The 26,163-nt window shown below is 61.3% G+C and carries 25 protein-coding genes, 1 tRNA gene and 1 pseudogene; 8 read left to right on the forward strand and 19 right to left on the reverse strand.

The genetic code is table 11. The annotated features are described in order from the left end of the window. The 14 genes from G520_RS23530 to G520_RS0119390 all read right to left on the reverse strand — a co-directional run. Window positions 1–375: phosphoketolase family protein (locus G520_RS23530; protein WP_036666630.1), on the reverse strand; the 375-nt coding region annotated here is incomplete at its 3' end. Window positions 376–425: 50 nt separating this feature from the next. Then, window positions 426–1,490: an L-ascorbate 6-phosphate lactonase gene (gene ulaG / locus G520_RS0119330; protein WP_028537090.1), complete on the reverse strand. Its 1,065-nt coding sequence runs from the start codon at window positions 1,488–1,490 to the stop codon at window positions 426–428. Window positions 1,491–1,517: 27 nt separating this feature from the next. Beyond that, window positions 1,518–1,799, reverse strand: coding sequence for a PTS sugar transporter subunit IIB (locus G520_RS0119335; RefSeq protein ID WP_028537091.1), 282 nt, complete (start codon window positions 1,797–1,799; stop codon window positions 1,518–1,520). Between the two features lie 11 nt (window positions 1,800–1,810). Further along, window positions 1,811–3,271: a PTS ascorbate transporter subunit IIC gene (gene ulaA / locus G520_RS0119340; RefSeq protein WP_036666632.1), complete on the reverse strand. Its 1,461-nt coding sequence runs from the start codon at window positions 3,269–3,271 to the stop codon at window positions 1,811–1,813. 368 nt (window positions 3,272–3,639) lie between these two features. Further along, on the reverse strand, window positions 3,640–4,467 hold the full coding sequence (locus G520_RS23535) for a DeoR/GlpR family DNA-binding transcription regulator (protein ID WP_051229534.1): 828 nt from the start codon (window positions 4,465–4,467) through the stop codon (window positions 3,640–3,642). 104 nt (window positions 4,468–4,571) lie between these two features. After that, window positions 4,572–6,314, reverse strand: a complete 1,743-nt coding sequence (gene ptsP / locus G520_RS0119350; protein ID WP_028537093.1) for a phosphoenolpyruvate--protein phosphotransferase — start codon at window positions 6,312–6,314, stop codon at window positions 4,572–4,574. A gap of 3 nt (window positions 6,315–6,317) precedes the next feature. After that, on the reverse strand, window positions 6,318–6,578 hold the full coding sequence (locus tag G520_RS0119355) for an HPr family phosphocarrier protein (protein ID WP_028537094.1): 261 nt from the start codon (window positions 6,576–6,578) through the stop codon (window positions 6,318–6,320). A 69-nt stretch (window positions 6,579–6,647) separates the two neighbouring features. After that, window positions 6,648–7,349 carry an L-ribulose-5-phosphate 4-epimerase gene (locus G520_RS0119360; RefSeq protein ID WP_036666634.1) on the reverse strand — a complete coding sequence of 234 codons (702 nt, stop codon included), beginning with the start codon at window positions 7,347–7,349 and terminating at the stop codon, window positions 6,648–6,650. Then, window positions 7,346–8,215, reverse strand: a complete 870-nt coding sequence (locus G520_RS0119365) for an L-ribulose-5-phosphate 3-epimerase (RefSeq protein ID WP_028537096.1) — start codon at window positions 8,213–8,215, stop codon at window positions 7,346–7,348. Before G520_RS0119365 ends, G520_RS0119360 begins: the two co-directional genes overlap by 4 nt. 5 nt (window positions 8,216–8,220) lie before the next feature. Continuing rightward, on the reverse strand, window positions 8,221–8,877 hold the full coding sequence (locus G520_RS0119370) for a 3-keto-L-gulonate-6-phosphate decarboxylase UlaD (protein ID WP_028537097.1): 657 nt from the start codon (window positions 8,875–8,877) through the stop codon (window positions 8,221–8,223). A gap of 4 nt (window positions 8,878–8,881) precedes the next feature. Beyond that, window positions 8,882–9,340, reverse strand: a complete 459-nt coding sequence (locus G520_RS0119375; RefSeq protein ID WP_028537098.1) for a PTS sugar transporter subunit IIA — start codon at window positions 9,338–9,340, stop codon at window positions 8,882–8,884. 264 nt (window positions 9,341–9,604) lie between these two features. After that, window positions 9,605–9,802, reverse strand: a complete 198-nt coding sequence (locus G520_RS0119380) for a hypothetical protein (protein ID WP_028537099.1) — start codon at window positions 9,800–9,802, stop codon at window positions 9,605–9,607. A gap of 81 nt (window positions 9,803–9,883) precedes the next feature. Further along, on the reverse strand, window positions 9,884–10,666 hold the full coding sequence (locus G520_RS0119385; protein WP_036666637.1) for a cysteine hydrolase family protein: 783 nt from the start codon (window positions 10,664–10,666) through the stop codon (window positions 9,884–9,886). A 38-nt stretch (window positions 10,667–10,704) separates the two neighbouring features. Beyond that, window positions 10,705–11,880, reverse strand: a complete 1,176-nt coding sequence (locus tag G520_RS0119390) for a pyridoxal phosphate-dependent aminotransferase (RefSeq protein ID WP_028537101.1) — start codon at window positions 11,878–11,880, stop codon at window positions 10,705–10,707. A 299-nt stretch (window positions 11,881–12,179) separates the two neighbouring features. Here G520_RS0119390 and G520_RS25750 point away from each other — a divergent pair, with 299 nt between their 5' ends. From G520_RS25750 to fdhF, 5 genes are all read left to right on the forward strand, one after another. Continuing rightward, a complete protein-coding gene (locus G520_RS25750) occupies window positions 12,180–12,311 on the forward strand; it encodes a lipoprotein (protein WP_281424616.1) in 132 nt (43 codons plus the stop codon). Between the two features lie 300 nt (window positions 12,312–12,611). Continuing rightward, on the forward strand, window positions 12,612–13,811 hold the full coding sequence (locus tag G520_RS0119400) for an ammonium transporter (protein WP_028537102.1): 1,200 nt from the start codon (window positions 12,612–12,614) through the stop codon (window positions 13,809–13,811). Window positions 13,812–14,545: 734 nt separating this feature from the next. Further along, window positions 14,546–15,022, forward strand: coding sequence for a formate dehydrogenase subunit gamma (locus G520_RS0119405; protein WP_028537103.1), 477 nt, complete (start codon window positions 14,546–14,548; stop codon window positions 15,020–15,022). After that, the gene (locus tag G520_RS0119410; protein WP_028537104.1) at window positions 15,019–16,584 is read left to right on the forward strand and encodes a formate dehydrogenase beta subunit; all 1,566 of its coding nucleotides are present in this window, start codon (window positions 15,019–15,021) and stop codon (window positions 16,582–16,584) included. Before G520_RS0119405 ends, G520_RS0119410 begins: the two co-directional genes overlap by 4 nt. Continuing rightward, on the forward strand, window positions 16,581–19,466 hold the full coding sequence (fdhF, locus tag G520_RS23540; RefSeq protein WP_051229536.1) for a formate dehydrogenase subunit alpha: 2,886 nt from the start codon (window positions 16,581–16,583) through the stop codon (window positions 19,464–19,466). The genes G520_RS0119410 and fdhF overlap by 4 nt, the downstream gene beginning before the upstream one ends. Before the next feature lie 73 nt (window positions 19,467–19,539). Here fdhF and G520_RS23545 read toward each other — a convergent pair whose 3' ends face one another. Next, on the reverse strand, window positions 19,540–19,830 hold the full coding sequence (locus tag G520_RS23545; protein WP_051229537.1) for a hypothetical protein: 291 nt from the start codon (window positions 19,828–19,830) through the stop codon (window positions 19,540–19,542). 447 nt (window positions 19,831–20,277) lie between these two features. On the opposite strand from G520_RS23545, the gene G520_RS0119425 reads away from it, so the two are divergent. Continuing rightward, the gene (locus G520_RS0119425) at window positions 20,278–21,894 is read left to right on the forward strand and encodes a methyl-accepting chemotaxis protein (RefSeq protein WP_028537105.1); all 1,617 of its coding nucleotides are present in this window, start codon (window positions 20,278–20,280) and stop codon (window positions 21,892–21,894) included. A 150-nt stretch (window positions 21,895–22,044) separates the two neighbouring features. Then, entirely contained in the window at window positions 22,045–22,197 is a 153-nt protein-coding gene (locus tag G520_RS25125; RefSeq protein WP_156877021.1) for a hypothetical protein, read from the forward strand. Between the two features lie 19 nt (window positions 22,198–22,216). Here the strand turns inward: G520_RS25125 and G520_RS0119435 are convergent, their stop codons facing one another. Then, on the reverse strand, window positions 22,217–22,603 hold the full coding sequence (locus G520_RS0119435) for a cupin domain-containing protein (RefSeq protein WP_028537106.1): 387 nt from the start codon (window positions 22,601–22,603) through the stop codon (window positions 22,217–22,219). 13 nt (window positions 22,604–22,616) lie between these two features. Then, a complete protein-coding gene (locus G520_RS0119440; RefSeq protein WP_028537107.1) occupies window positions 22,617–23,495 on the reverse strand; it encodes an AraC family transcriptional regulator in 879 nt (292 codons plus the stop codon). 420 nt (window positions 23,496–23,915) lie between these two features. Between G520_RS0119440 and G520_RS0119445 the strand changes: the two genes are divergently transcribed. Beyond that, on the forward strand, window positions 23,916–25,538 hold the full coding sequence (locus tag G520_RS0119445; protein ID WP_028537108.1) for a methyl-accepting chemotaxis protein: 1,623 nt from the start codon (window positions 23,916–23,918) through the stop codon (window positions 25,536–25,538). A gap of 336 nt (window positions 25,539–25,874) precedes the next feature. Here the strand turns inward: G520_RS0119445 and G520_RS25130 are convergent. Next, window positions 25,875–25,942, reverse strand: a tRNA-OTHER gene (locus G520_RS25130). Beyond that, window positions 25,898–26,110, reverse strand: a pseudogene (locus G520_RS25600) (IS110 family transposase); the annotation flags it as partial. The pseudogene G520_RS25600 and the gene G520_RS25130, both read right to left, overlap by 45 nt. Window positions 26,111–26,163 lie beyond the last annotated feature (53 nt).

A 26,163-nucleotide genomic window follows, 5' to 3' on the forward strand; every position in this document is an offset into this window, starting at 1 on the left:
GGGGATCCCGCCGGGGAAGGAGAACTGCTTGAACAGCTTGCGCATCCCTTCGCCGTCTTGCGAAATGTTCGGATAGATCTCCGAATAGCTGCCTTCGAGCCAGCTGTTGGCCACCAGGCCCGGACCGCCGTGGCCGGGGCCGGTGATGTAGATCATTTCCCGTTCGCGCTGGCTGATCACGCGGTTGAGGTGGACGTAGAGGAAGTTCAGCCCCGGCGTGGTGCCCCAGTGCCCGAGCAGGCGCGGTTTCACGTGTTCGCGCACGAGCGGTTCCCGCAGCAGCGGGTTCGCCATCAGATAGATCTGTCCGACGGACAGGTAGTTGGCCGCACGCCAGTAGGCGTGCATCGAATCCAGAAGTTCAGCAGACAGCATCACAACACCTCGGTAGCACGCGCCGCCCCGCGCCGGGGCGGCGCCATTCGTTACAGGAAAGACGTGAAGGGCAAATCGATTTCACCGTCGAAGCAGTCGTCGAAACCACGCGGATAGTGGTACTCGCGCTTGTCCTTGTCGGCCGGGAACACAAATTTGCCGCCCACCTGCCAGATATAAGGCTTGAATGCGTACTGCAAGCGATCCTTTTTCATCTCGAACAGCACATTGATTTCTTCCGGATCGGCCTGGAAGTTGGACCAGATATCGTGGTGGAAGGGAATCACCACCTGCGTCTTGAGCGACTCCGCCATGCGCAGGATATCGGCCGACGTCATCTTGTCGGTAATGCCGCGCGGATTCTCGCCGTAGGAGCCGAGCGCCACGTCGATCTGATGATCGTTGCCATGCCTGGCATAGTAGTTGGAGTAATGCGAGTCGCCGCTATGATAGAGATTGCCGCCCGTCGTCTTCAGCAGATAGTTGACCGCGCGCTCGTCCATATTGCCCGGCATCGCTCCGGCCAGCGTCACGCCGGCCGGTACCGTGATCAGTGCAGTACGGTCGAACGATTCCAGCGCCAGGATCTCGACATCCTTGATCTTCACCGCATCGCCGGGCTTGACCACGATGCAGCGCTCGCGCGGCACGCCCCACTTGACCCACATGTCGACGCAGGCTTGCGGCCCGATGAAAGGCACGCTCGCAGGGCCATTCTTCAGCACCGCCGCCGCCACATTGACGTCGATATGATCGTTATGATCATGGGTCGCCAGCACCGCATCGATTTCGCGGATAGAGAAGGGGTCGAGCACAAAGGGCGACACGCGCAGATTCGGCTGCAGCTTTTTGCCGCCGGACATGCGGGCCATCTGGTGGTGCGCGTCCATCAGCGGCTTCTTCTTGGTCCGCTTGCCGCTACCGCACCAGAAGTCGATGCAGATATTGGCCCCGCCCTCGCTTTTCAGCCAGATGCCGGTGCAGCCCAGCCACCACATGGCGAAACTGCCTGGCGCGACCCGTTCGGCCTCGATTTCTTCGTTCAGCCAGCTGCCCCATTGCGGGAACGTGCTCAGAACCCAGGATTCTTTGGTGATTTCATCGATTTTGGACATCCGTATTCCTTCCTTGCATATCGGGCATCAAACGATGCCGGCGGCTTTGAGTTTGTCTTCGATTTCCTGCTCGGAGAGCAGGTTTTTCAACCCGACCACACGCGTCTTGGCGGTCGCCCTGAAGTTGTTCATCAGCGATTCCGAGCAGAACACCACGTCATAGTTGCCGGCCTGGCTCTTCGCCTCGCCCACCGACATGTGAGCCACATCGGCCGGCACGCCCAGCCGTTTGAATACGTTTGAAATCTTCATCTTGATGATTTGCGATGTACCCATGCCGTTACCGCAGGCGGCGATGACTTTTAGCATTTCTATGCTCCTCAGTTACTGGCTTCGGCCGTGTCGGTGCTGGCGAAGTATTTGGGTTTGTTGAACAGATACTGCAGCTGCGGGATCAGAAGCATGAGCAGGATGACGGCGCCGATGGCCAGCGAACCGAAGTTCTGAATCATCCAGCCGATGCATGGCCACAAGGTGTCCCAGTCGAAATTGCCGTGCCAACCGCCGTACTGGGCCAGGCCGAAGGCGCCCGCTGCCAGCGCACCGCCCAGCACCTGGATCACACCGGACAAGAAGCACACGATCACGACGGCGCGAAAGCCGCCCTTATGGTTGGCGAACACGCCAACTGTCGCGTTATCGAAGAACATCGGTACAAAACCTGGAATGATCAGGACCGGGGAATGGAAAATGATCAGGCCCATCACGGCGGCGAACTGTCCGAAAGCGCCGAACAGGAAACCGAACAGAATGGAGTTGCCGTTGGCTGCGTCGAAACCGTAAATCGCCGCACAGTCGATCGCCGGCAGCGAACCCTTGAGGATCTTGTCCGAGATGCCCTTGAACGATTCGGTCATCTCGGCCACGAACATGCGCACGCCCGCGGACAGCACGTAGAGATAGACCGCAAACTGGATAGTGGTCTTGAACATATACTTGATGAACCACTCGCCGCCCTGCGGGTTGTAGAACTTGTGCGAGGCCAGATAGTCCGGTCCCAGCACCACCAGGATGGCACCGAAGAAGATCAGCATCAGCGTACTGGTCGCGACCACGTTGTCATTGAAGATCTGCAGAAAACCCGGCAGTTCGAGGTGTTCGACCGAGCGCTTCTTGTTGCCGATGCGCGCGCCGATCTTGTGAGTGATCCAGACACTGAGCATCTGTTGATGGCCGACGGCGAAGCCTGCGTTCTCGGTCAGATCCTGCGTCGCTTCGACGGTCAGGTTCGAGAACACGGCCCAGTAGGTGCCGACCAGGATGCCGCAGGTGATGACGCCCCAGATCGAGTTCTGCATCAGCGGCACGCCGATGAAGATCAGCCACAGTCCGGTCGTCGCCTGTTGCAGCATGACGTGGCCGGTAATGAACAGGGTGCGGACCTTGGTGATGCGGTGAAATGCCACCAGCAGAATGTTCCACAGAAAGGCGACCAGCAAGGCCAGCATGATCAGCGAAGTCGTCCAGCCCATTTTGGCAAAACCGGCGTTGACCGCGTTGAAACCGAAATACGGATCGAGAACCGCGGCCTGCAGATCGAAGCGATCCTTCAGGCCGACAAGAAATGGACGGAAGTTGCTGACCAGGCCACTCGAGCCGACTTGCATGATGAAGAAACCGACCGTCGCCTTGATGAAACCGCTGAAACACTCGTGCAGCGGCTTGTGCATCAGGATGTAGCCGACCAGAACGATCAGGCCGATGAAGATGGCCGGCTCGGCAAGGATGTTGGCAAACAGGCCTTTCCAGATGCCGATGACCACGTCTAAAGATGCATTCATAAAACTCTCCCCGTGATGCAGTGTTGTGGGACGATGGAGCCGCGTAGCCCCGTGCTCCCGTCCGATCGAAGCGAACACAAAAACAATCAAATCGAACACATAAATCGCATGCTACTCTCGGATTTTGTACAAATCAACGGGTTTAACGAGGAATAAGCGAGCCTTTTGTTTGATTTAAGCCAAGTTTTTGCTCGAAAAACGAACATCAATCAAAAAGGAAATAGAAACGATCGAACACGGCGTGGGCATGAGGCGCATGCGCCGTCAACGCGGAAGAGTGGTCAGGACAGAAAACGGAAGACACGGACTCCGCGCGGGCGGGGGCCCGCGCGGACACAAGGAAGAGGGCGGAACGGAAGAGAAGCGGTTTATTCGTAGTGCGGGCGCGCGGCTGGCAATGCCTCGCCATCCACCTGACACACGATGACGCGCAAGCCGGTGGCGCGCAGCGCGTTGAGTTCTTCTTCATCGGCCGTACTATCGGTGATCAGGACATTGACCTGATCCAGCGGCACGCCGGCAAAATTCGACGTCGCCCCGATTTTGGAACCATCGGCCACCACGATGACGTCGCCCTTGCAGCGCTCGACCATCATGCGGTTGATGGCGGTCTCGGCATAGACCGATGTCGTCAGTCCGGTGCGTGCGCTGACGCCGTTGGAGCCGAGGATGCACAGCGAAGCATGGACCTGCGACAGGGCCAGCAAGGCCAGATCGCCATACAGCGAACGCGACTTGTTGCGATATTGCCCGCCGAGCAGAATCAGCTCGGCCACCGACTCGCCCAACTCGGCCGGCGCGGCGGCATTATTGGTCACAATGCGGATGTTTCTATCCTTCAGATGCCGGAGAATCGCCAGCGACGTGGTCCCGCCATTGAGAAGCACCGTCTGGTCATCCTTGACGAAGTCGGCGGCGACGGCACCGATGACGTCCTTTTCCACCGCGTGCAGCCTGGGTTTGTCCTCGAACAGCGTTTCCTGCCCGAGACGCTCGACCAGGCGCGCCCCACCGTGAAAACGCTCGACCAGGCCTTCGCGCGCCAATTCGTCGAGATCGCGGCGCACGGTGATTTCCGAAACATTGAACGCCTGCGCCAGATCCACGACGCGCACCGTGCCCCGCTTTTCAAGCTGGGTCAGATACTTGAGGCGGCGTTGCGCCGTAATTTTTCCTGCGCCGTTCGAGCTATTCATGATCGATTCCGTCATATCAGGTTAACTATAGTGCCAAAAACGATCAAATAAATCAATATGACATGCTGGGCGAACGATCGGGCTCTCGACCGCCCGCCCCTCGCTCAGCGCTGCATCACGGCGTGCATGGCATCGCTGGCCAATGCCAGCGCCTCCTGTGCGGTCCGCGCATCGAGCACCCGGTGCGCCAGGGCGCGGGCTTCGTCCATGCGGCAGCGGCGGATCAGGCGCTTGATGCGCGGCAGAGACTGGGCACTCATGCTGAATTCATCCAGCCCCAGCCCCAGCAAGGGCAGCGCCGCCTCTTCGATGCCGGCCAGTTCGCCACACATGCCAACCGGAATACCATGTTGTTTGCCGGCCTCGATCACCATGGCAATCAAGCGCCAGACGGCGGGGTGAAAGGTCTGGTAGCACCGCGCGATGCGCTCGTTGCCGCGATCTGCCGCCAGGGTGTACTGCGTCAGATCATTGGAACCGATGCTGAAAAAATCGACCATCCCAGCCAGCTTGTCGGCTAGCAACGCCGCACCCGGCGTCTCTATCATGATGCCGGTCTTGATCGCCCCATGCCGGATACCGGCCGCGACCAGCCCCGCGCGAACCTCGTCGCGCAGCGCGAGAACCGCCTCGACTTCTTCGACATTGCTGATCATCGGGTACATGACCCAGATATCGCCATTCGCAGCGGCACGCAATGCCGCGCGCAGCTGTTGCCGCAAAATGTCCTGGTTGCCCTCTTCGCGATACAAGCACATGCGCACGCCGCGCCAGCCGAGAAAGGGATTCTCTTCCGGCGGAAATGGCACGGCGGCGATCGGCTTATCGCCGCCCACGTCCAGTGTGCGCAGAATGACCGGCTTGCCCTGCATCAGCGCGGCGACCCGGGAATACGCCTTGTACTGCTCATCCTCGTCCGGCAGGCCCGGGCGGTCCATGAACAGAAACTCGCTGCGATACAGACCGACGCCATCCGGGTTCCAGGGCAATGCGGCCTCGGCATCGGCCGGCGTCCCGATATTGACCGCCAGCATCACACCTTGGCCATCGAGCGTGACGGCGGGCAGCTTTGCCAGCTCCAGCATGGCGGCGCGTTCGTCGAGAAAAGCTTCGCGCAGCACCTTGAAATCAGTGAGGGTCTGTTCGTCCGGTGCGACGACCACGCTGCCGTCGCGCCCCTCCATGGCCAGCCAGTCGCCATCGCGCACGGTCTCGAGCAAGCCCGCGCAACCGACCACGGCCGGCAGTTCGAGCGTGCGCGCCATGATGGCGGTGTGACTGGTGCGACCGCCGCATTCCACCACAAAACCCGCGATGCGCGCAGGATCGAGCTGCGCCGTATCGGATGGCGCAAGATCGCGCGCCACCAACAACGCTCCGGCGGGAAGATCGGCCAGACTGCTGAAGTTCACCCCCGCGGTGGCATAGGACAGGCGGCGTCCTATGTCGGCCAGATCGTCGGCGCGAGCGCGCAGATAGTCGTCCTCCAGCGCCAGAAATTCCTGACGCTGCATTTCGACCGCTTGTCTGATCGCGGCCAAAGCGCTCAGATGCGAGCCACGGATCAAGGCCTCGATGGGGGCGATAAATTCCTCGTCGCCCAGAATTTCGAGATGCCCTTCGAATACTCCGGCCAGATCGGCCCCGCGTTCGACACGCACCCTCTCGGCCAGCTCGCTCAATCCGCTCGCGGCACGGGCAAGGCCGAGGCGCAGGCTTTCCAGCTGGGCGTCCAGTGCGCTGGCGGGCAGCCGGGCATCGGAAATCTCGAGCGGCGGCAAAGCATAGACAAAAGCGCGTCCGATGGCGACACCGGGCGAGGCGGCGATTCCGTTAAGTCTGTGCATGGCCTACTCCGTCAGCGTGGCGATCAGATGCGCCATCGCATCCGCGGCGGCGGCCTCGTCAGGCCCTTCCGCTTCAATCACGATTTTGTCGCCGAGCGAGATGCCGGCCTTCATCAGCGTCAACAGGCTTTTGCCATTGACCCGCTTATCGTTTTTGACGATGTGAATGTCGGAAGCAAAGCTCTTGGCGTGCTTGACGAACAGATTGCCCGGTCGGGTGTGCAAACCGGTCGGATTGACGATTTCAACGTGGCGGCATTCCATGATCATTCTCTCTGTAAGCGTTGCGGGGCGCATTCGGCGTGCTGGCGCCCCGTCCTGCAAGCGGCGCGCTCATGACGCCGTCTGTCCGTAATAAGCCCCTGCGCCGTTCTTGCGCAGGTAGTGCCGGTCCAGCAGCGGTTGTGAAATCGGCTGCACCGGCCCCGCGCTACGCGCCAGAATCGCGATGCGCGAGACTTCTTCGAGCACCACCGCGTTATGCACGGCGGCCTCGACGCTATCGCCCCAGGTAAAGGGGCCGTGACCATGCACGAGTACGGCTTCGACTTGCGCCGGGTTCAACTGACGCTGGCGAAACGTTTCGACGATCACGTTGCCGGTCTGTGCTTCGTAGGCGCCCCCGATTTCAGCCGGGCTCATCGGACGGGTACACGGCACCTCGCCATAGAAGTGATCGGCATGTGTCGTTCCTTCCGCCGGCAGGTCCAGCCCGGCTTGCGCCCAGGCCGTCGCATGCGCGGAATGGGTATGGACTACCCCGCCCAAGGACGGGAACGCGCGATACAGTGCAAGATGCGTCGCCAGATCGGACGAAGGGCGATAGCGGCCTTCGACGAGCTCCCCCTCCAGGGTGACGACCACCATGTCCTCGACTCGCATCGTCACGTAGTCGACCCCGGACGGCTTGATCACGACCCGTCCGCCGGCGCGGTCGATGGCCGAGGCATTCCCCCAGGTAAACAGGGCCAGGCCATGCGCTGGCAAGGCCAGATTGGCCGCCAGCACCTTCTGTTTCAATGTCTGCAATGTCATGCCAGCACCCCTCCTTCCCGCATGCGGGCCTCGACCCACTCGCGCGCCTTGCGGACTTCCGCGACCGGATCCGGCGCCTTGTCGGTCCACATTTCCACCAAAAAGCACCCCTGATAGCCGATGGCCGCCAGCGCCCGGAACGCCGCGACAAAGTCGACGCAGCCGCTGCCGAACGGCACATCGCGGAACTGGCCGGGAAAATCGTCGCGCACCGCCAGGCTATCCTTCACATGCACCGCCGCGATGCGCCCCTGTGCAAGAGCGAGTTCGACCGGCACGTTATTGCCCCAGGCCGAAAGATTCCCCAGGTCGGGATAGACCTGAAACCAGGGACTTTTGATTCTCTCGGCGTAAGGCAGCCATTTGCTGATCGATCCCATCAGCGGGGTATCCATGATTTCCATCGCCAGCGTCACCTGCGCATTCGCGGCCAGCGAACAGGCCCATGCGAGCCCTTCCTCGAAGCGTTGGCGACTGTCGGCAGTCGATGGTTCATAGAACACGTCGTACCCGGCCAACTGGATGGTGCGGATTCCCGTTTCCGCAGCCAGATCGATCGCACGCACCATCAGGTCCCGCGCGCGGCGCCGGATCTCCTGGTCGGCGCTGCCGAGTGGAAAGCGGCGATGGCCGGATAGACAGATCGAGCGCACCGGCAAGCCGCTCTCTGCCATCGCATGGCGGAAGTCGCTTTTTTCCCGTGCCGACCACTCGACACGCGCAAGCCTGGCATCCGATTCGTCGATCGACATTTCGACATAGTCATACCCCGCATCGCGGGCGACGGCGAGCAGGCGCGCCCACGCCAGCCCGGGCGGCAGGGCCTTTTCGTAAATCCCCAGCATGGGGCGCAGGCGCTCGTCCATGCCGCTTACCCCCAGATCTCGGCGATACGCGCCTTGAAGGCGCGAGCGGCGGCGGCCGGATCCTGCGCATCGCGAATGGCGCGCCCGGCGATGAAGACCTTGACCGGGATGCCTTTGAACAAGGGCAGGTCGTCGACGGTCAGCCCCCCCGTGATGGACAGCTGAAAGCCCATGCCGGCCAGCTTCCGGATTTTGGAGAGATCCTCGTCCGACCAGGACTGTCCCGCCGCCTGGGCATCGCGGCCACGGTGATACACCACCTGCCTGACGCCGGCTTCTTTCCACAGCGTCGCTTCTTCCCAGGTCCAGGTGCCGGTCAATTCGACTTGAACGTCGCGCTCGACGCCGCGCTTCTTCGCTTCGGCCAGCGCGGTCTGTATCGTGGCGATCGGCGCGCAGCAGATCGCCGTCATCCAGTCGGCGCCATTGTCGTAGCACATGGCCCCCAGGATGGAGCCGGCGTCGGCGGCCTTGATGTCGGCCAGCACGATATGATTCGGGTACAGCGACTTCAAACAGCGCACCGCCTGCATGCCTTCGGCGCAGACCAGGATGGTGCCGCACTCCAGTACATCGACCTCGGGGGCCAGAAGTCGGGTCGAGGCCAGCGCATCGGCCAGCGATTTGTTGTCCAGTGCGAGTTGCAGCATCGGTAGAGACATGGCGTTATCCTTGAATTTCGTTGAAGAGGGTCAGTAATTCGTCGCGGGTTCGCACCTGGCGCAGGCGTTCTACCCGTGCCTCGTCGTCCAGCAAGGTGACGACTTCGACAATGGATTGCTCGTTCATGGTTCTGGCATCGGTCGCCGCCAGCGTGATCAAAATGTCGACCGGGTCGTTGTCCGGATCACCGAACACGACCGGCGTTTCCAGCGTCACCAATGCAAACCCGTTTTTCAGCACCCCCTCCTCCGGGCGCGCATGCGGCATCGCCATCCCGGGGGCCAGCAGGTACCAGGGGCCGAGTTCGCCGGTCATGGCAATGATGCTGTCGTAATAGCGTTCCTCGACACAGCCCGCTTCCACCAGCAGGTCGACCCCCAGCCGTACCGCCTGCTGCCAGGTCCCGGCATGTCCTTGCAGCAGGATGGTGTCCCTGGCGAGCAATTGATCGATTAAGTTCATACCCGACTTCCTTGTTCGATATTCATGCTAGTTAATGTTCGAATAGATTGTATTGCGTTTTAACAGACAAATAATTTGCGGAATATCAAACAAAAAGCCGAGTATCAATCAAAATGATCATCAATAAATCGCACAAATCGTCATGGACAGATGCGGCGGGGCCAAACGGCAAGCCGCATGCGGAAAGAAAGAGGGGGAAGGGCGGGAAAACAGGAGGGGACCATCGCCGGGGCGCAGGCACGCCCCGGGCAAAACACGGACAGATCAGTCCTTGAGCGCGGCCTGGGCAGCCTCTTCCGGAGTCAGACCATCAAAAAACTGGTCGGTAAACCACTCCGCCTGTTCTTCGATATGCTGCTGCGCTTCGGCCAGGGTCGCGCCGGCGGCAACCAGAAAACCTTCTACTTCTGCGCACCAGTCCAGCAGTGCCTGGGTATCCGGGTCGAGTTCTTGTTTGGCCATAATGTGATTCCTGATAAAAACATTCGATACGGCGGATTGTACGGGGCTTTCGGAACACGCGAAACGGGGGCGGCAGAACACTCAATCGAGCACCGTCTCCGTCACGGCCAGCCGTACGCCCAGCGCGGCCATTTCAGCGAGAAAGTCCGCCGCCTCGGCCTCGAAGCCGGGCACCGGGCTCGAGGCGTCGCTCAGCAACACCAGCTTGGCCGCAAAATCGGGCCCCAGATGGCGGATCAGGGTACGCACCGAGGCCGCGACACAGTGCGACAGGGCCTCGCCCCCCACGATCACACGCTCGGCCGCCACCAGATGCGCAACCTGACGCGCATCGAATTGCGTATGCGCGTCGTGCAAATCGGGCACTTCGGCTTCAAAAGCCGAAAAATGCTCGGTGTCGGGATTCAAGCCCTTATGCAGCAATACCGGTACCCGGTGCTCGCGACGCTCCCAGGCGGCGAGCGCCGTATGCAAGGGCATATAGATGCCCTGCCCCCAACTGCCGACCAGGCAATGTTCCGGCCAGATAGTCAAAGCGGTCTCGCGCAGATACAGACGCGCATGCACGTGGCGACGCGCATCCACCGGCACCCAGCTTCCGCTTTCGAATGCCGTCAGATCGATCCGGGTGAAAGGGGCCGGCGGCAGGCCGGATGGATCGCGCCAGTAAGAAGGGTGGGCGATATCGTAGGCATGGTGCGAGTCCAGCGTCACGGTCACGCCGGCCAGGTGCTGGCCCCGGCGATCCAGCAAGGCGGCCAGGCGCTCCAGGTCGCGGCTCGCGCCCGCGACGGGGAGCGCAGCGGACGGTATATCGCAAAAATCGTTCTGCGGATCGATGATCAACAACTGGATAGCAGACATCAAGGCTCTCCTGCCATACGGCATGGCGTTCACAACGGTCATCCCCCTCTGCGCAGCAGGCGCGCCATGCGCTCGGCCGCTTCATCCAGGCGCTGCGGCGCCTGGGTATAGGCAAAACGGAGGAAAGACTCGCTCCGGCCACGCCCGAAGTCGAGTCCCGGCGTCACCGCAACGGCTTCTTCTGCCAGCAGACGTGAGGCGAAGCGGCTGGCGTCGGCATCCAGATGACGACAGTCCGCCCACAAGTAAAAGGCCCCCTGCGCGGCAGCCGGCAGCACGAAGCCCATCTGCGCGAGCAAGCCGGACAAATGTCGACGCCGCAGGTCCAGAATCTGCCGGCGCTCTTCCAGCACGGCCAGTGTCTCGGGGGCGAAAGCGGCCAGCGCGGCATGCTGCGCAGGCGTGGGCGCGGCCAGAAACAGATTCTGCGCAAGCTTCTCCAGATCGGGGACGCAGGAGGGCGGAGCGACCAACCACCCCAGCCGCCATCCCGTCATCTGGAAAAACTTGGAAAAGCTATTGACCACGAAGACCGAATCACACGCACTCAGCGCCGTCTCGTGCGGCCGATCATACACCAGCCCCTGATAGATTTCGTCGACAATGAGCGCACCACCGCGTGCTTCGACGGCAGCCGCCAACGCGGCGATCTCGGCCGCTTCCAGCACCGTGCCCGTCGGATTGGCCGGGCTGGCCACCAGCGCGGCGACCGTCCGTTCGTTCCAGTGCGCGGCGACGTGATCCCCGGTCAATTGAAAACGGGTCGCAGCATCGACGGCAACATTGACCGGGCGCCCTTCGAACAGGCTCACCAGATGCCGGTTGCACGGATAACCGGGATCGGTCAGCAAGACTTCGCTGTCACGCCCGACCAGCAGGGCCAGAATCAGCTGCAACGCCCCGGAGGCACCCGGCGTCACGATGATGCGCGCCGGATCGATATCGAGGCCGAACCGGCTCCGATAGAAGCCGGCAATCGCCTCGCGCAACGCAGGCAGGCCGGCTGCCGGCGTGTAGAAGGTCTTGCCGTTCGCCAGCGCGGCCATGCCGGCGGCGACGATGGCAGGAGGCGTCGGAAAGTCCGGCTCGCCGACCTCAAGGTGAATCACATCGCGGCCCATGGCCTCAAGCTCGCGCGCCTGTTCCAGAATGCGCATCACGTGAAAAGGCTCGATCGAGGCAAGGCGGGCGGCAATATGCGGGCTGGGTATCATGGCAGGCAGGGATGACGGGATGCGAACAGTCTATCCCCTGGCGGCGGGACAGGCAAAACCGCTTCCTGTTTACCGTGGCCGCTGCACTTGGACAAGCGGACGCGGCCACGGTTCAGACGCCCGGACAGAATCGAAGCGCATTACATTCGGCAACAACAATTAACGCCGTGCGGCATCCGCGCTCCCTGTCGTCCTGCTATGGTTACAACCGTTCACCGCGGGTAGGGACGCACCTGCCCACGCCATTGTCCGACTGCCGCGTCCGACGCGCGAGCCGGCCTCATCACGGAGAAACAACCATGCGCCGCATTCTTGCCACCCTCGTCATGTGCAGCCTCCTGGCCACCTTGAGCGCTTGCATCATCCTGCCTTTCGGCGACCACGATCATGGCGGCTTCGACCGCGGCGGCCCTCATTGGCACGACCGCTGATCGTTGCGCAGGCAACGCGGCGATCAACGCCGCGCCTGCCTTTTCATCCTCCGCTTGCCTGGGGCGGCACCAGAACGGGCAGGCGGCCCCAGGCAAACCGCGCGCACCAAACAGGAACTTAATCACCACAACGGTGCCGCCGCGCACCACAAACGTGACACATCCCTGCCTGCCGCCTCAAGATGGCGCGTCACGACCCCGATATTGGTGCAACACTTCCTTTCATAGTGCATCGCGCCCCGCTCTGGCACCCGACTTGCTTTACCTATGGCGATCGAAATCGACCACCACGGGAATTCCATGCCTAACGCATCATCGACAGACGTACTGTTCCTGCTCCTGGGCGCCATCATGATTCTGGCCATGCATGCCGGATTCGCCTTCCTCGAACTCGGTACGGTACGCGGCAAGAACCAGGTCAACGCCCTGGTCAAAATCCTTACCGACTTTGCCGTCTCCTCCATTGCCTATTTTTTCATCGGCTACAGCATCGCCTATGGGGTGAGTTTCTTCGGCAGCGCCGACCAGTTAAGTCAGCAGCATGGCTATCAACTGGTCAAATTCTTCTTTCTGCTGACCTTTGCCGCCGCCATTCCGGCCATCGTATCGGGCGGTATCGCCGAGCGCGCCAAATTTCACCCCCAGTCCGCCGCCACGTTTCTATTAGTCGGCCTGGTCTATCCCTTTTTCGAAGGCATGGCCTGGAACAATCATTTTGGAATCCAGAGCGCATTGACGCAGGCTTTCGGGCACCCCTTCCATGACTTCGCCGGATCCGTGGTCGTCCACGCGGTCGGCGGCTGGATCGGCCTGGCCGCCGTACTCAAGCTCGGCGCGCGCCGGGGACGCTACAGCAAGGAAGGGCGCATCGCCGCTCACCCGCCCTCTTCCATCCCCTTTCTCGCCCTGGGCGCCTGGATACTGATCGTCGGTTGGTTCGGCTTCAATGTCATGAGCGCGCAAAAAATCGAAGGCATCTCCGGCCTGGTTGCCATCAATTCCTTGATGGCGATGGCCGGCGGCATCCTGAGCGCCATGTGGCTGGGAAAAAACGACCCCGGCTTTATTCACAACGGGCCACTGGCCGGGCTGGTCGCCGTGTGTGCGGGTTCGGACATCATGCATCCGGTCGGCGCACTGGTGGTGGGGCTGATGGCAGGCGCGCTGTTTGTGTGGATGTTCACGTTGACGCAAAACCGCTGGAAAATAGACGATGTACTCGGCGTCTGGCCGTTGCATGGGCTGTGCGGAAGCTGGGGCGGGATCGCCGCCGGCCTGTTCGGACAGCGCGCACTGGGCGGCAGCGGCGACGTCAGTCTGATCTCGCAACTGATCGGAACGGCGGGCGGCATCGCCATCGGGTTTGGCGGCGGCTATCTGGTGTACTCCTTGCTGAAGTGCACCGTCGGCATCCGCCTCAGCGAAGAAGAAGAATTCAACGGCGCCGACCTGAGCATTCATCAGATCAGCGCCTCACCGGACCGTGAAACCAACTGGTAACGCCCCGCCGCCCGCCGCCACCGCCGCGGGCAGCCCCCTCCTGTTGAAGCCCTCCCCGCTCCGGGGCCGGAAAATCCGGATTCAAGCGAAACGATCTGTGCTTGATCAATGAATGCCGGGCCAGGTTTCGCTACCGTAGCGTGTAGTCCTTGCGCTACAGGCGCGGGACGACATAGCGGCACAGATGGTGTCGCTATGTCCGAGCCAGCCCCGAGAATCGCTCTCGGCCTACGGTCGCCGCATTCCACGAGAGGAAGCGCGCACGGACCGGACCCGATGGAAGCCTGGGCCTGCTCACGCATTCAAACAGGACGACATGACCGGCCTGTGCAAAATCAGGAGCTTGCTGCTCCACAAAAAAATATCTTGCCAACCCGGTGGGGGCTTGCCTGCGCACGCTCCTATTTTCAAGCAAGAAGTTGCACGCAACAGGAGTAGACGTCATGGCACTATGCTATTTCCGGCATTCAATGTAATCGCGCTCATCGCCATCCAGGGATGAGCGGAGTCGCTTGACCTCCCGGCCGACGCCGGGCGCGTCCGCAAGACGCGCTTGGCGAGAACGTGCAAGTGTGCCCGTCACGCGCGCAGGGTGATTCGCGCCTTCCTTCATCCACGATTTTGCCTTTCAAATCTTTGTTGCGCCCCCGGATCCGCTCATTGCCCTTCAGCAAACGGACCACGGCGGTCGCCGTCGCGACGTAGGCGCGGCAGGCCAGCGCATGGAGCCGGTATTGAATACACAGAACACGCAGGAATCGGTCGCGATCGACCGCATTCTCGAAAACCATTGCCAGCAAGCGGGCGCTCTACTGCCCATCCTTCACGCCATCCAGGACGCGTTCGGCCATATACCCGATTCGGCCGTCGCCCGCATCGCCGGTGCACTGAACCAGTCGTGCGCCGAGATTCATGGCGTCATCAGTTTCTACCAGCATTTCCGCAGCGAACCGGCGGCGCGCCACACCGTGCATGTCTGCCAGGCCGAAGCCTGTCAGGCACGGGGCGGGCGCGAATTGACCGCGCACGCCGAGCGCGTACTCGGCTGCAAGCTGCATGAACACAGCCCGGACCGGGCGTTCGGACTGGAGGCCGTTCATTGCCTCGGCCTGTGCGCGAGCGGACCGGCCATCCAGCTCGACGACAGGCAGCATGCGCGCGTCGACCCGGCCCGGCTCGATCAACTGCTGCACCAGGCGCGGGAGGCATGATGCCAATACGGATATTTGTCCCCCTGGATTCGGCGGCACGGGCAGTGGGAGCCGATGAGACCGCGGCAGCCATTCAACAGGAGGCGGCGCGGCGCGGCGAGCCGGTCGAACTGGTGCGCAACGGATCGCGCGGCATGTTCTGGCTGGAACCGCTGGTCGAAGTGCAGACGGGTGCGGCGCGCATCGCCTACGGCCCGGTCGGCGCCGGGGATGTGGCCAGCCTGTTCGATGCCGGTTTTCTGCACGGCGGCGCGCATGAACTTGCTCAGGGGCCGACCGAAGAACTGCCCTATCTGCGCGATCAGCAACGCCTGACGTTCGCGCGCGTCGGCGTGATCGCTCCGCTGTCGCTGGCCGAGTACCAGGCGCAGCACGGCTATGCCGGTCTGCGCCGCGCGCTGACCCTGCCGCCGGAAGCCATCGTGGACGAAGTCAGTGCGGCCGGCTTGCGCGGCCGCGGCGGCGCGGCTTTTCCGACCGGCATCAAATGGCGCACCGTGGCACAGGCCGAAGCCGACCAGAAGTACATCCTGTGCAATGCCGACGAAGGCGATTCGGGAACCTTCTCCGACCGCATGGTGATGGAAGGCGACCCCTTCATGCTGCTCGAGGGCATGACCATCGCCGCCATCGCCGTCGGCGCCACCCGCGGCTATATCTATGTGCGCTCCGAATATCCGCAGGCGCTGGCCATCCTGCGCGAGGCCGCGACACTGGCGGCACGGGCCGGCCTTCTCGGCGACGACATTCTCGGATCCGGCCGCAGCTTCCATCTGGAGGTCCGCCAGGCCGCGGGCTCCTACGTCTGCGGCGAAGAAACGGCCATGATGGAGAGTCTGGAAGGCAAGCGCGGCATTGTCCGCGCCAAGCCGCCGCTGCCGGCGCTGTCCGGTCTGTATGGCAAACCCTCGGTCGTGAACAATGTCATCTCGCTGGCCAGCGTGCCGCGGATACTCGCCAACGGCGCGACGGCCTACGCCGCCCATGGCAGCGGACGCTCGCGCGGCACGCTGCCGATACAGCTCGGCGGCAATATCCGCCGCGGAGGGCTGGTCGAGCGCGCCTTCGGCGTCACCCTGCGCGAGCTGCTGTACGACTACGGCGGCGGATCGGCCTCGGGACGGCCGATCCGGGCAGTCCAGGTCGGCGGCCCCCTCGGCGCCTACCTGACCGAAGCCCAGTTTGATCTGCCGCTGGACTACGAAGCATTTGCTGCCGCCGACGCGGTGCTCGGCCATGGCGGTGTCGTTGTATTCGACGATACCGTCGATATGCTGCAACAGGCCCGCCATGCCATGGCATTCTGTGCCGCCGAATCCTGCGGCAAGTGCACTCCCTGCCGTATCGGCTCGACGCGGGGCGTGGAGCTGATCGACCAGTTGCGCGCCGGCGAAGCGACGGCCGCCCCACGGTTGCGCGAGCTGTGCGCGATCATGCGCAAGGCCTCGATGTGCGCGATGGGCGGCATGACCCCCTACCCGGTCTTGTCGGCACTCGACCATTTCCCGGAAGATTTCGCCACCGGCGCCTGTCCGGCGGTGGCCCAAGGAGAGGCACGATGAACCCGCTGCTCAAGCAAATGGACTACGGAACCCCCGAGAGCGTGTCCGACCGCCACCTCACACTCGAAATCGACGGTCGCCCTGTGACCGTTCCGGAAGGCACATCCGTGCTGCGCGCAGCCGCCCTGCTCGGCATCGACATACCGCGTTTGTGCGCGAGCGACTGCCTGCAGCCAATCGGCTCCTGTCGCTTGTGCGTGGTCGAGATCGAAGGCCGCCGCGGCTATCCGTCCTCCTGCACCACGCCGGCCGAAAACGGCATGCGGGTGCAAACCCGGACCCCTGACCTGCATGCGCTGCGCCGCGGCGTACTCGACCTTTATCTGTCGGATCACCCGCAAGACTGCCGCGCCTGTCCGTCCAGCGGCGATTGCGAGCTGCAGGACATCGCACAACAACTCGGCTTGCGCACCAGCAGCTACGGCATAGCGGGGGCCAACCACCTACAGTGCGCCACAGACGCCTCCAATCCCTACTTCGTGTACGACCCCTCCCGTTGCATCATGTGCAATCGCTGTGTCCGCAGCTGCGAAGAGGTGCAGGGCAGTTTTGCATTGACCGTAAGCGGTCGCGGTTTTGCCGGACGCATGACGCCGGGCGTGAAGCAGTCTTATATGGAGTCGGAATGCGTGTCCTGCGGTGCCTGCGTGGCCGCCTGCCCGACCGGAGCCTTGCTGGAGAAGACCGTGCTCGAATACGGCCTGCCCGAGCGGGCAACCGTGACCACCTGTGCCTATTGCGGCGTCGGCTGCGGCTTTCGCGTCGAAACGCGGGGTCAGGAGGTGGTGCGCATGGTGCCGTGGAAAGAAGGTCGCGCCAACGAGGGCCACGCCTGCGTCAAGGGCCGCTTCGCCTGGGGTTTCGTCACCCACCCCGACCGCATCACCAAGCCGATGATACGGAAAAGCATCCACGAACCATGGCGCGAGGTCAGTTGGGATGAGGCGATCGACTATACCGTCGGCGAATTCAGGCGCATCCAGAACCGCTATGGCCAGAATTCGATAGGCGGCATCGCCTCTTCGCGCTGCAGCAACGAAGAAGCGTATCTGGTACAGAAGCTGATACGCGCCGGTTTCGGCAACAACAACGTCGACACCTGCGCCCGGGTATGCCACTCGCCAACCGGCTATGGCCTCGGACAGACCTACGGTACCTCGGCCGGCACCCAGTCGTTCAAGTCGGTGGACACGGCCGACGTGATCATGCTCATCGGCGTCAATCCGACCGACGGTCATCCGGTATTCGCCTCGCGCTTGAAAAAGCGCTTGCGCGAAGGCGCCCGCCTGATCGTGATCGATCCGCGCCGCATTGATCTGGTGCGCGCGCCGCATGTCGCGGCCGAATTGCACCTGGCGCTCAGGCCCGGCACCAATGTCGCCATGATCACCGCGCTCGCCCATGTGATCGTCACCGAAGGGCTGCTCGATCTGGATTTCATCGACGAGCGCTGCGACGGACGTTCGTTCGCCGACTGGAAGATTTTTGTGGCGCGCGAGGAAAACTCCCCGGAAGCACTCGCGGAAATCACCCAGGTGGCGGCCGATAAAATCCGAGCGGCGGCTCGCCTGTACGCACAAGCCGGCAACGCCGCCATCTACTACGGTCTCGGCGTGACCGAACATAGCCAGGGCTCGACCATGGTCATGGGTATCGCCAACCTGGCGATGGCCACCGGCAATATCGGGCGCGACGGCGTCGGCGTCAACCCGCTGCGCGGACAGAACAATGTCCAGGGCTCCTGCGACATGGGCTCGTTCCCGAACGAATTCCCCGGCTATCGCCATGTCTCCGATGGCGCGACGCGCAGGCTGTTCGAACGCGCATGGGGAGTCGCACTCTCGGCCGAACCCGGACTGCGCATTCCGAACATGTTCGATGCCGCGCTGGCCGGCGAGTTCAAGGCCCTCTACGTCGAAGGCGAAGACATCGTTCAGTCCGACCCGAACACCCAGCATGTGACTGCGGCGATGGCGGCGATGGAATGCGTGGTGGTGCAGGACATATTCCTGAACGAAACCGCCAAGTACGCCCATGTCTTTCTGCCAGGCTCATCCTTTATGGAAAAGGACGGCACATTCACCAATGCCGAACGCCGCATCTCGCGCGTGCGCAAGGTGATGGAGCCGCTGGCCGGCTACGCCGACTGGCAGGTCACGCAGCGGCTGGCCCAGGCTTTCGGCTGCCCGATGAACTATCGGCACCCGTCTGAAATCATGGACGAAATCGCGAGCCTGACGCCCGGCTTCGCCGGAGTCAGCTACGAACTGCTCGACCGGATGGGCAGCGTGCAATGGCCTTGCAATGCGGCCGCCCCCGCGGGGACGGAGACCATGCATGTCGACGCTTTCGTGCGCGGCAAGGGTATGTTCGTGATCACGCAATACCTGGCGACCGATGAAAAAGTGACGCCCAGCTATCCGCTGATCCTGACGACAGGGCGCATCCTGTCGCAGTACAACGTCGGGTCGCTCACGCGCCGCACCGAGAACACACGGTGGCATACCGAAGACCGGCTGGAAATCCATCCCGTCGACGCGGAAGAAAGGCGCATCGAGGATGGCGACTGGGCCTGCATCAAGAGCCGCGCCGGCGAGACCGTACTGCGGGCACGGGTCAGCGAACGCGTCGAACCGGGCGTGGTCTACACCACCTTCCACTATCCCGACTCCGGTGCCAATGTGATCACCACCGACAACTCGGACTGGGCCACGCATTGTCCGGAATTCAAAGTCACTGCGGTACAGGTGATGCCGGCCCTGCGCCAGTCGGCATGGCAACGCGCTTATCAACATCACAACAAACAGCAACTGGCCTTGCTGGAAGAGCGCGAAGGCGAGTCCTGCCCGGTCTTCTTCTCGGCGGAGGCGAAACACGGCTAGCGGTGCCATCGCGGCAACACGAAAGCGCCACGGCATGCCGTGGCGCTTTTTCGGGCACGCGTAACGCCGCGCGCTAGGCCGGGCCTCCGACCTCACCGCCGTTGCGGGCTATTTTCTTTTTCTGTTTACCTGCCGCTTGCAGCTGCTCGAGCACCTTGCCGCGTGCGCTGATGTGCTGTCCGAGCCGCCATTCGCCAAGCAGATCCATCCCCAGCTTGAAGTAAGCCATATCGATCGTGTACAGCGCAGACAAATCGAAAGCGCCCCCCTTCCCCAACGCACAGGCCAGATCGACAAGTATCGCGACCTGCTCCGGATCTTTTCCTTCATCAAGGAGGCGCTGGATTTTCTTGGCTGCATGCATGTGCCGCTCCTTCCTTAATCACGTCACGACGAAAACCGTCCATCGCAGACGCTAAGGCGGGCCAGACCGGATGACAAGTGAACTTTTGCCTACAGCAATCGGGGCCACTTGCCCTTGCTGCACGAGCGCGCCGACCACAATTGCGCTCTATCTTCGATATGGCAGCCCCGGCCAGCGCCACTCGCGCTGCCCGGCGGAGCCACCCAGGCACACAAGGGCGGTGCCGGCGGTCACCTCGTCGCTACCTGTTACTGCCGGCTAGACAATAGATAAGAATATCCTATAGCTATAAGGTGCAACTACAAGCTGCGAATTGGAACTAACGCAACGACAGCCGTTCAGGGCATGCCCCTATCGAAAGCCGGCCTTGCCACACAGTCCCACACCCGATAAGGAGCGGTGAGTCAGTTCCGTCAGAATCATTAGATCCTCCGGGGAATAATAACGATGACCATCACGAAAAGACTTTTCATCACTCTTTCCATCGCCCTCCTGGGAATGCTGGCCGTCGGCGGCTATGGCGTCTGGCAACTGCGTCAGGCTCAGTCACGGCTCGACTACTTTCAAGTCAACACCGTTCCCAGCCTGAAAGTCATGAACGATTCGAAGCAAGCGCTGACCACTATGCGCGTGAACGTCCTGAAGTACATCTTGACGACAGAAGCCACGCAAAAAGCGGCGGAACTTGCCTCGATCGCCGACGCCGACAAAGCGTTCGACGCCGCCATGGCCGACTATCTGGCCAATGACCTCTCGAACGATGCCGACAAACAGCTCCTGGATATCGACAAAGCGGCCGCAAGCCAGTACCGCACGGTTCGCGACAGGGCCATAGCGCTATCGAAGGCAGGGAAAACCCAGGACGCCGTCGAACAACTGCTGGTTCAGGGGCGCCAGGTTGCCGACAACCTGACCAAGGCGCTGGAAGATCACTACAAATTCAACACCGATCTGGCTGATGCGGCAGCAAAAGAAAGTACGCAGCAATACCAGCAGGCGCTGCTGCTGTCGGCCATCATCATCGGCGGGGTGTTCATCGCCTCCGGGCTGCTTGCCGCCCATCTCTACCGCAGCATCCGCGGCGGCCTGGAAGGCATACAGGCCACACTGGAACACGTCAGCGCATCCCGGGATTTCACCACCCGCGCCAAGGTCTCCGGCAACGATGAGATCGGTCGTACCGCCCAGGCATTCAACACGCTTCTGGAGGGGATGCAGAGCAGTCTGAAAAGCCTTCTCGATGGCGCGCATCAGGTCGCCAGCGCATCGCAGGAACTGTCGCAAACCGCGGGCCAAGTTTCATCCGCCTCGGCGGCCCAGAGCGAGTCGGCAGCCAATATGGCCGCAACCGTCGAAGAAATGACGGTCAGCGTGAACCACGTTGCAGATCAGGCACGAGCCACGAATGACGGTGCCGCAGAAGCCGGCAAGCTGGTCGATGAGGGCTCCAGCACCATAGGACAAACGATCAAGGACATTCACGAAATTTCATCCGTCGTCAAGATATCCGCCACCAGCATCCATGAGCTGGAAGCGGATAGTGGAAAGGTCCGTGCCGTGATCGATGTCATTCGCGACATTGCCGACCAGACCAACCTGCTCGCACTCAATGCAGCCATCGAAGCGGCGCGCGCCGGCGAGACCGGGCGCGGGTTCGCCGTGGTAGCCGACGAAGTGCGCAAACTGGCCGAGCGGACCGCCAAATCGACCCAGGAAATTTCCACCACCATCGAAGCCATGGTCGCAAAAGCGCAGCAGGCCACGAACGAGATGAAGACGGCGGAACAACTGGTCGAAACCGGTGTGGCCCGTGCCGACGATGCCGATCAGGCGATCCGGCGCATCGGGGATAACGTCTCGGCAGCGACTCAGAGCATCAGTGCCATTTCAGCCGCCATCCGCGAGCAGGGCGTTGCCAGCAACAGTATTGCCTCTCAGGTCGAACAGACCGCACAGATGTCGGAGCAGTCGAGCGCTGCGGCACAGCATACCGCTCAAAGCGCCACGCGCCTGGATCACCTTGCGCGCAGCCAGATCGAGACGCTTGGACATTATCGAATATGATTCGATCGCGATGAACCCGCGGCCGGCGGATGCCCCGCTTCAAGCACGCGCCCCCTCACGGAGGGGGCGTTTTGCATTCCCCCTGCGCGAAGCCGCCCGGCATTGCCGCGAAGCAGCCGTTCAGCCGACAGGCGGGTAGCGATGCCGGCGATGGCAGCCATGTCAGATGCGCTGTCGCAGACCGGGTCGGCCCGATGCGAACGCGTCGGCGGCCGCCCCGTGTCCTTGCTGCCGCCGACGCGCCAGGAGCGCCGCTCTCTATCGTTGCATGAAACCGGCGAAATGATTCGACTGGCGGCATGAATAAGCAGGGCTCGCGCCCTCAGATCCAAACGTCGTTATCGGCCGTGCGCTCTCCACCTTCATGCCCCGTATTCAGTATCCCGCGGGGTTCGATCATCATGAGTCTGGCCTCACCCTCTGCTGCAGTCCTGTGCTCCACGCCTCGCGGAACGACGTACAACTCGCCCGGGCCGACGTAGACGCAGCCATGGGGCAGGTCGATACGCAGCGTTCCCCCGATCACGAGAAATGCCTCATCGGTCTCGGGGTGGGAGTGCCAGATGAACTCGCCTTCTATGCGCACGACCTTGAACTGGTAGTCGTTCATCTCGGCGACAACCCGCGGGCTCCACGGCTGATCGATGAGTGAGACTTTGTGCGCCAGGTTCACGGCTTGCAAGTTCGGTTCGTTGCGGGAATGGTCCATGTCGAGTCCTCTATTAACGGGAATCGTCAGCATAAGGGAGGAGCTCCAGGGCGTTCTTGTACGATCCTGCACGTTGCCGCTGCACTCGAATGCGCTCCAGCCAACGCGAGGGGGGGACGCCATAGCAACGCGTGAAATGCCTTGTCATATGGCTCTGGTCATGAAAGCCCGCCGCCAGCGCGGCATCCACCAGCGTGAATCCATCCAGGATCAATGCGCGGAAATGATCAAGACGGCGCAAGGTAACGAAGCGATAAGGGCTGGTGCCATACAAGACCCTGAAGTCACGGGAGAGACTCCAGCGTTCGCGCCCGCTAGCGCGCTCCAGCATCTCCAGGGTAATGCCGAGGTGGAGATTTGACATGATGAATTCCCTTGCCCGCTCGGCAGCACGATAATCCAGACGCTTGCGCCCGCGCGGTTTGCCTGCAACCGCCCGTAATGCGGTCGCCAAATCGAACAGGGCGTCCTGTTCTTCCAGCGCGTCGAGCGGATGATCCATTGCCTGTACAAAAGATTCACTGGCCCGATACAGACGAAGATCGTTCGACAGCCCGCCGGCGATGTAGGGCAACGGCTCCCCCCCCAGGACTTGCTGAATCAGGGCCGGATCGACATAGGCCATGCGGTAGCGAAAACCCGCCTCTGTTCCCGCCATGCCGTCATGCAGTTCATCCGGATGCAGTATCAGCGTGTTTCCCGGCATGCCGTGGCGCAGTACGCCCTTATAGTGAAAGCTCTGCACGCCAGAGAGTGTGCGACCGATCGAGTAGGTATCGTGGCGGTGCGGATCGTAGCCATGACCGCCGAACCAGGCCTCGATTCGCTCGACTCGCCCTGCTTGGGCGTCTCGCACGACCCAGTCGGCGGTGGACAGTTCGGTTCGATCCATGAATTCGGCACCCAGGTGGATGGCGGTTTCCCAGCTCGGGGATCGACCACCATAAAAAGCACTATACCCGCGATCAAGCACCGGGTCTGGATTCTCCTCCGGGCCGGAACGCTCCAGCTACACGGGCATCGGCCCACCGGATTGGCTTGTCAGGAGGCCGCGGCACTGACCATGGGCAGGTGGCCCATCGTACGTGTTCTCCTGATGCACTGGTTGACGATCGGATTGCTGTGCGGGCTGCGCCAGCGCCGGCAGAGCGGGGTAAAACGGGTGATCCCGGGCACCCGTGAAGTAAAGTATTCACGCTGAATTTTACAAGCACGGTATAGTGACTGGCATTACTTGTGTGTAAAGTATTTACACCAAGTATTACAAGTATAATGTAGTGACTCGTCACTTCAGACAACAAAAAGGAATGCCATGAAAATATCCTCCAAACTCTACCTGCTCCTGGGCTTCGGCCTATTCGGACTGCTTCTGAATGCCACGATCACCTTTTACCAGTTGACCCGTATCCATCAGTCGGTGGACGACATTGCATTGAATCTGGTCCCATCAGTCACACAAGTAACGGATATTCACTACAAGCTTGCTGATGCCCGCCGCGCAGTTCTGAAACACATGCTGGCAAGCAGCAAAGAAGAAAAAAATAATCAAAGGAAAGCTGTCGAGGTAAGCCAGGAAGCAGTCAGCAAAGGGATAGAAAACTATAGAAAAAACCTGATTACCGACGACCAGGATCGTTCCAACATCGATGCTGCAGCGGCTGGAATAGAAAAATTCTATGCAGCGCTTCCTGCGCTGCTTCAGCTATCCGATCAGGGTAAACTCGATGAAGCGCGTGACTTACTCGATAAAGAGGTCACTCCATTGTCGGCGGTTGCCGTCCAAGCCGTCGACAAAGCGGATAATTACAATCATCTGCTTTCTGATAACGGCCAGAAAGATATCACAGCGATGATGGTGACAAGCCGCACCTTGCTGATGACGGTGTTGATCATCACGGCCATTGTTCTGCTCATCGGCGGTATCTGGCTGGTCAACCAGATTAAAAAACCGCTCGAAACACTGCGCGGGGGCATTACAAATGCGGCCTCCAGCCTCGACTTCACCCAGCGCATCGCAACCAGAGGCAAAGACGAAATCAGCCAGACAGTATCAGCGGTCAACCACCTACTGGGAACCCTGCAAGAGGCCTTCATCCAGGTCCAACAGGTCGGCAATAACATCAGTAGCCATGCACATAGCGTCGCGAATGCTTCTCTTGAAATGTCAAAAGCGACCCAGCAGGTCAGCGAAGCTACATCCAGCATGTCAGCAGCAGTAGAGGAAATGACGGTCAGTGTCACCCACGTCGCTGACCGCGCGGAACAAGCCAACGGCAGTGGTAGTCAAGCAGGCTCCGATGCACGCGACGGAAGCCATGTCATCAGCGGCACCATCGCCGCCATTCGTTCCACGTCGGATACGGTAATGGAAGCCTCGGCCAGGATTGATGAACTCAAAGGCCAGACAGCCCGAATCGATGCCGTCGTCGGCGTGATCCGTGATATTGCTGAGCAGACCAATCTTTTGGCACTGAATGCCGCCATCGAAGCCGCCAGAGCAGGCGACACGGGTAGAGGCTTCGCCGTTGTCGCAGATGAGGTCCGTAAACTTGCGGAGCGCACGGCGGCCTCGACCCAGGAAATCAGCGGCATGATTGGAGCGATCCAGACCGGAGCGGAGCTCACTGTCGCTTCCATGCAGCAGGTCGTGGGCCAGGTCAACGCCGGTGTTACCCAGGCGGAACAAGCCACAGCCGCCATTGAAAAAATTCTTGGCAGCACCAGCACAGTGGTCGATCAGGTCAGCGAGATATCCGGGGCGATGCGCGAGCAATCCCAGGCCAGTAACAATATTGCCCAGCAAATCGAGCGGGTGGCCCAAATGACAGAAGAGACCAGTGCCAGTACCCAGGCTACGTCGACCTCAGCGGAAGACCTCAGAGGCGAAGTCACGACCCTGAACACGATCCTCTCTCGCTTCAAGGTCGCGGCCTGACGGATAGCTGGGCACGTAGGGACTCCCACTCGCCCGATAGCCCCCGGGGGATTATTCGCTGAAGCGACAAACACGGCCTAATGAGATTGAACCGGGACCGTTCAAAGAGCGGGTTCGGACACACCTTTGACCGATGCCGCCTCGCCATCAGCATACTCGCTCCCCCGCGGGGTTATCTTAAAACCACTGAGGCAGCAAAGCGTTTTACCAGCTTACTTTTATTCCCGCCCTTCTCAATCAGAGGAAGCGTTGAGCGTCAGTGAGTACATAGCAAGTACACGACAGCCACAAAAATAAAAAACGGCTTGCAGATTTCTCTGCAAGCCATTGTTTTACTGGTGGCCCCTATCGGACTTGAACCGATGACCAAAACTCTGGAGCTTGCGCACCAGCCAATGAGCGCCGCAGCAGGCTTCCATCACTATGCGGCAGGCCGAGTGATTGGCAAGGAAGCCGAGCAAAAGGGTACGATTAAACTGCTTCTTGAGAATGGGATGGCCGTGCTGGTCGTGTCCGATCAGGTGAAAGCTGTTCTTGCCGATATCCAGGCCGATGAGGGTGACGGTTGCCATGATGCACCTCCGCTAAGATGAAAAAACAGCCTAGTAGGTTTGACGCCTGCTGG

Origin of the sequence: Paludibacterium yongneupense DSM 18731 (assembly GCF_000422925.1) — a bacterium.
GTDB lineage: Bacteria > Pseudomonadota > Gammaproteobacteria > Burkholderiales > Chromobacteriaceae > Paludibacterium > Paludibacterium yongneupense.

What these genes read in the sequence shown, in the direction of transcription:
- G520_RS0119370 (WP_028537097.1), bottom strand. Translation starts at nt 8,877, where the DNA reads ATGTCTCTACCGATGCTGCAACTCGCACTGGACAACAAATCGCTGGCC.
- G520_RS0119355 (WP_028537094.1), bottom strand. Translation starts at nt 6,578, where the DNA reads ATGGAATGCCGCCACGTTGAAATCGTCAATCCGACCGGTTTGCACACC.
- G520_RS0119385 (WP_036666637.1), bottom strand. Translation starts at nt 10,666, where the DNA reads ATGTCTGCTATCCAGTTGTTGATCATCGATCCGCAGAACGATTTTTGC.
- G520_RS0119335 (WP_028537091.1), bottom strand. Translation starts at nt 1,799, where the DNA reads ATGCTAAAAGTCATCGCCGCCTGCGGTAACGGCATGGGTACATCGCAA.
- G520_RS23535 (WP_051229534.1), bottom strand. Translation starts at nt 4,467, where the DNA reads ATGAATAGCTCGAACGGCGCAGGAAAAATTACGGCGCAACGCCGCCTC.
- G520_RS0119375 (WP_028537098.1), bottom strand. Translation starts at nt 9,340, where the DNA reads ATGAACTTAATCGATCAATTGCTCGCCAGGGACACCATCCTGCTGCAA.
- ulaG (WP_028537090.1), bottom strand. Translation starts at nt 1,490, where the DNA reads ATGTCCAAAATCGATGAAATCACCAAAGAATCCTGGGTTCTGAGCACG.
- G520_RS0119425 (WP_028537105.1), top strand. Translation starts at nt 20,278, where the DNA reads ATGACCATCACGAAAAGACTTTTCATCACTCTTTCCATCGCCCTCCTG.
- G520_RS0119435 (WP_028537106.1), bottom strand. Translation starts at nt 22,603, where the DNA reads ATGGACCATTCCCGCAACGAACCGAACTTGCAAGCCGTGAACCTGGCG.
- G520_RS0119390 (WP_028537101.1), bottom strand. Translation starts at nt 11,880, where the DNA reads ATGATACCCAGCCCGCATATTGCCGCCCGCCTTGCCTCGATCGAGCCT.
- G520_RS0119440 (WP_028537107.1), bottom strand. Translation starts at nt 23,495, where the DNA reads ATGGATCGAACCGAACTGTCCACCGCCGACTGGGTCGTGCGAGACGCC.
- ulaA (WP_036666632.1), bottom strand. Translation starts at nt 3,271, where the DNA reads ATGAATGCATCTTTAGACGTGGTCATCGGCATCTGGAAAGGCCTGTTT.
- G520_RS0119410 (WP_028537104.1), top strand. Translation starts at nt 15,019, where the DNA reads ATGATGCCAATACGGATATTTGTCCCCCTGGATTCGGCGGCACGGGCA.
- G520_RS0119445 (WP_028537108.1), top strand. Translation starts at nt 23,916, where the DNA reads ATGAAAATATCCTCCAAACTCTACCTGCTCCTGGGCTTCGGCCTATTC.
- G520_RS25125 (WP_156877021.1), top strand. Translation starts at nt 22,045, where the DNA reads ATGGCAGCCATGTCAGATGCGCTGTCGCAGACCGGGTCGGCCCGATGC.
- G520_RS0119360 (WP_036666634.1), bottom strand. Translation starts at nt 7,349, where the DNA reads ATGACATTGCAGACATTGAAACAGAAGGTGCTGGCGGCCAATCTGGCC.
- G520_RS0119400 (WP_028537102.1), top strand. Translation starts at nt 12,612, where the DNA reads ATGCCTAACGCATCATCGACAGACGTACTGTTCCTGCTCCTGGGCGCC.
- G520_RS0119380 (WP_028537099.1), bottom strand. Translation starts at nt 9,802, where the DNA reads ATGGCCAAACAAGAACTCGACCCGGATACCCAGGCACTGCTGGACTGG.
- fdhF (WP_051229536.1), top strand. Translation starts at nt 16,581, where the DNA reads ATGAACCCGCTGCTCAAGCAAATGGACTACGGAACCCCCGAGAGCGTG.
- G520_RS25750 (WP_281424616.1), top strand. Translation starts at nt 12,180, where the DNA reads ATGCGCCGCATTCTTGCCACCCTCGTCATGTGCAGCCTCCTGGCCACC.
- G520_RS23545 (WP_051229537.1), bottom strand. Translation starts at nt 19,830, where the DNA reads ATGCATGCAGCCAAGAAAATCCAGCGCCTCCTTGATGAAGGAAAAGAT.
- G520_RS0119365 (WP_028537096.1), bottom strand. Translation starts at nt 8,215, where the DNA reads ATGGACGAGCGCCTGCGCCCCATGCTGGGGATTTACGAAAAGGCCCTG.
- ptsP (WP_028537093.1), bottom strand. Translation starts at nt 6,314, where the DNA reads ATGCACAGACTTAACGGAATCGCCGCCTCGCCCGGTGTCGCCATCGGA.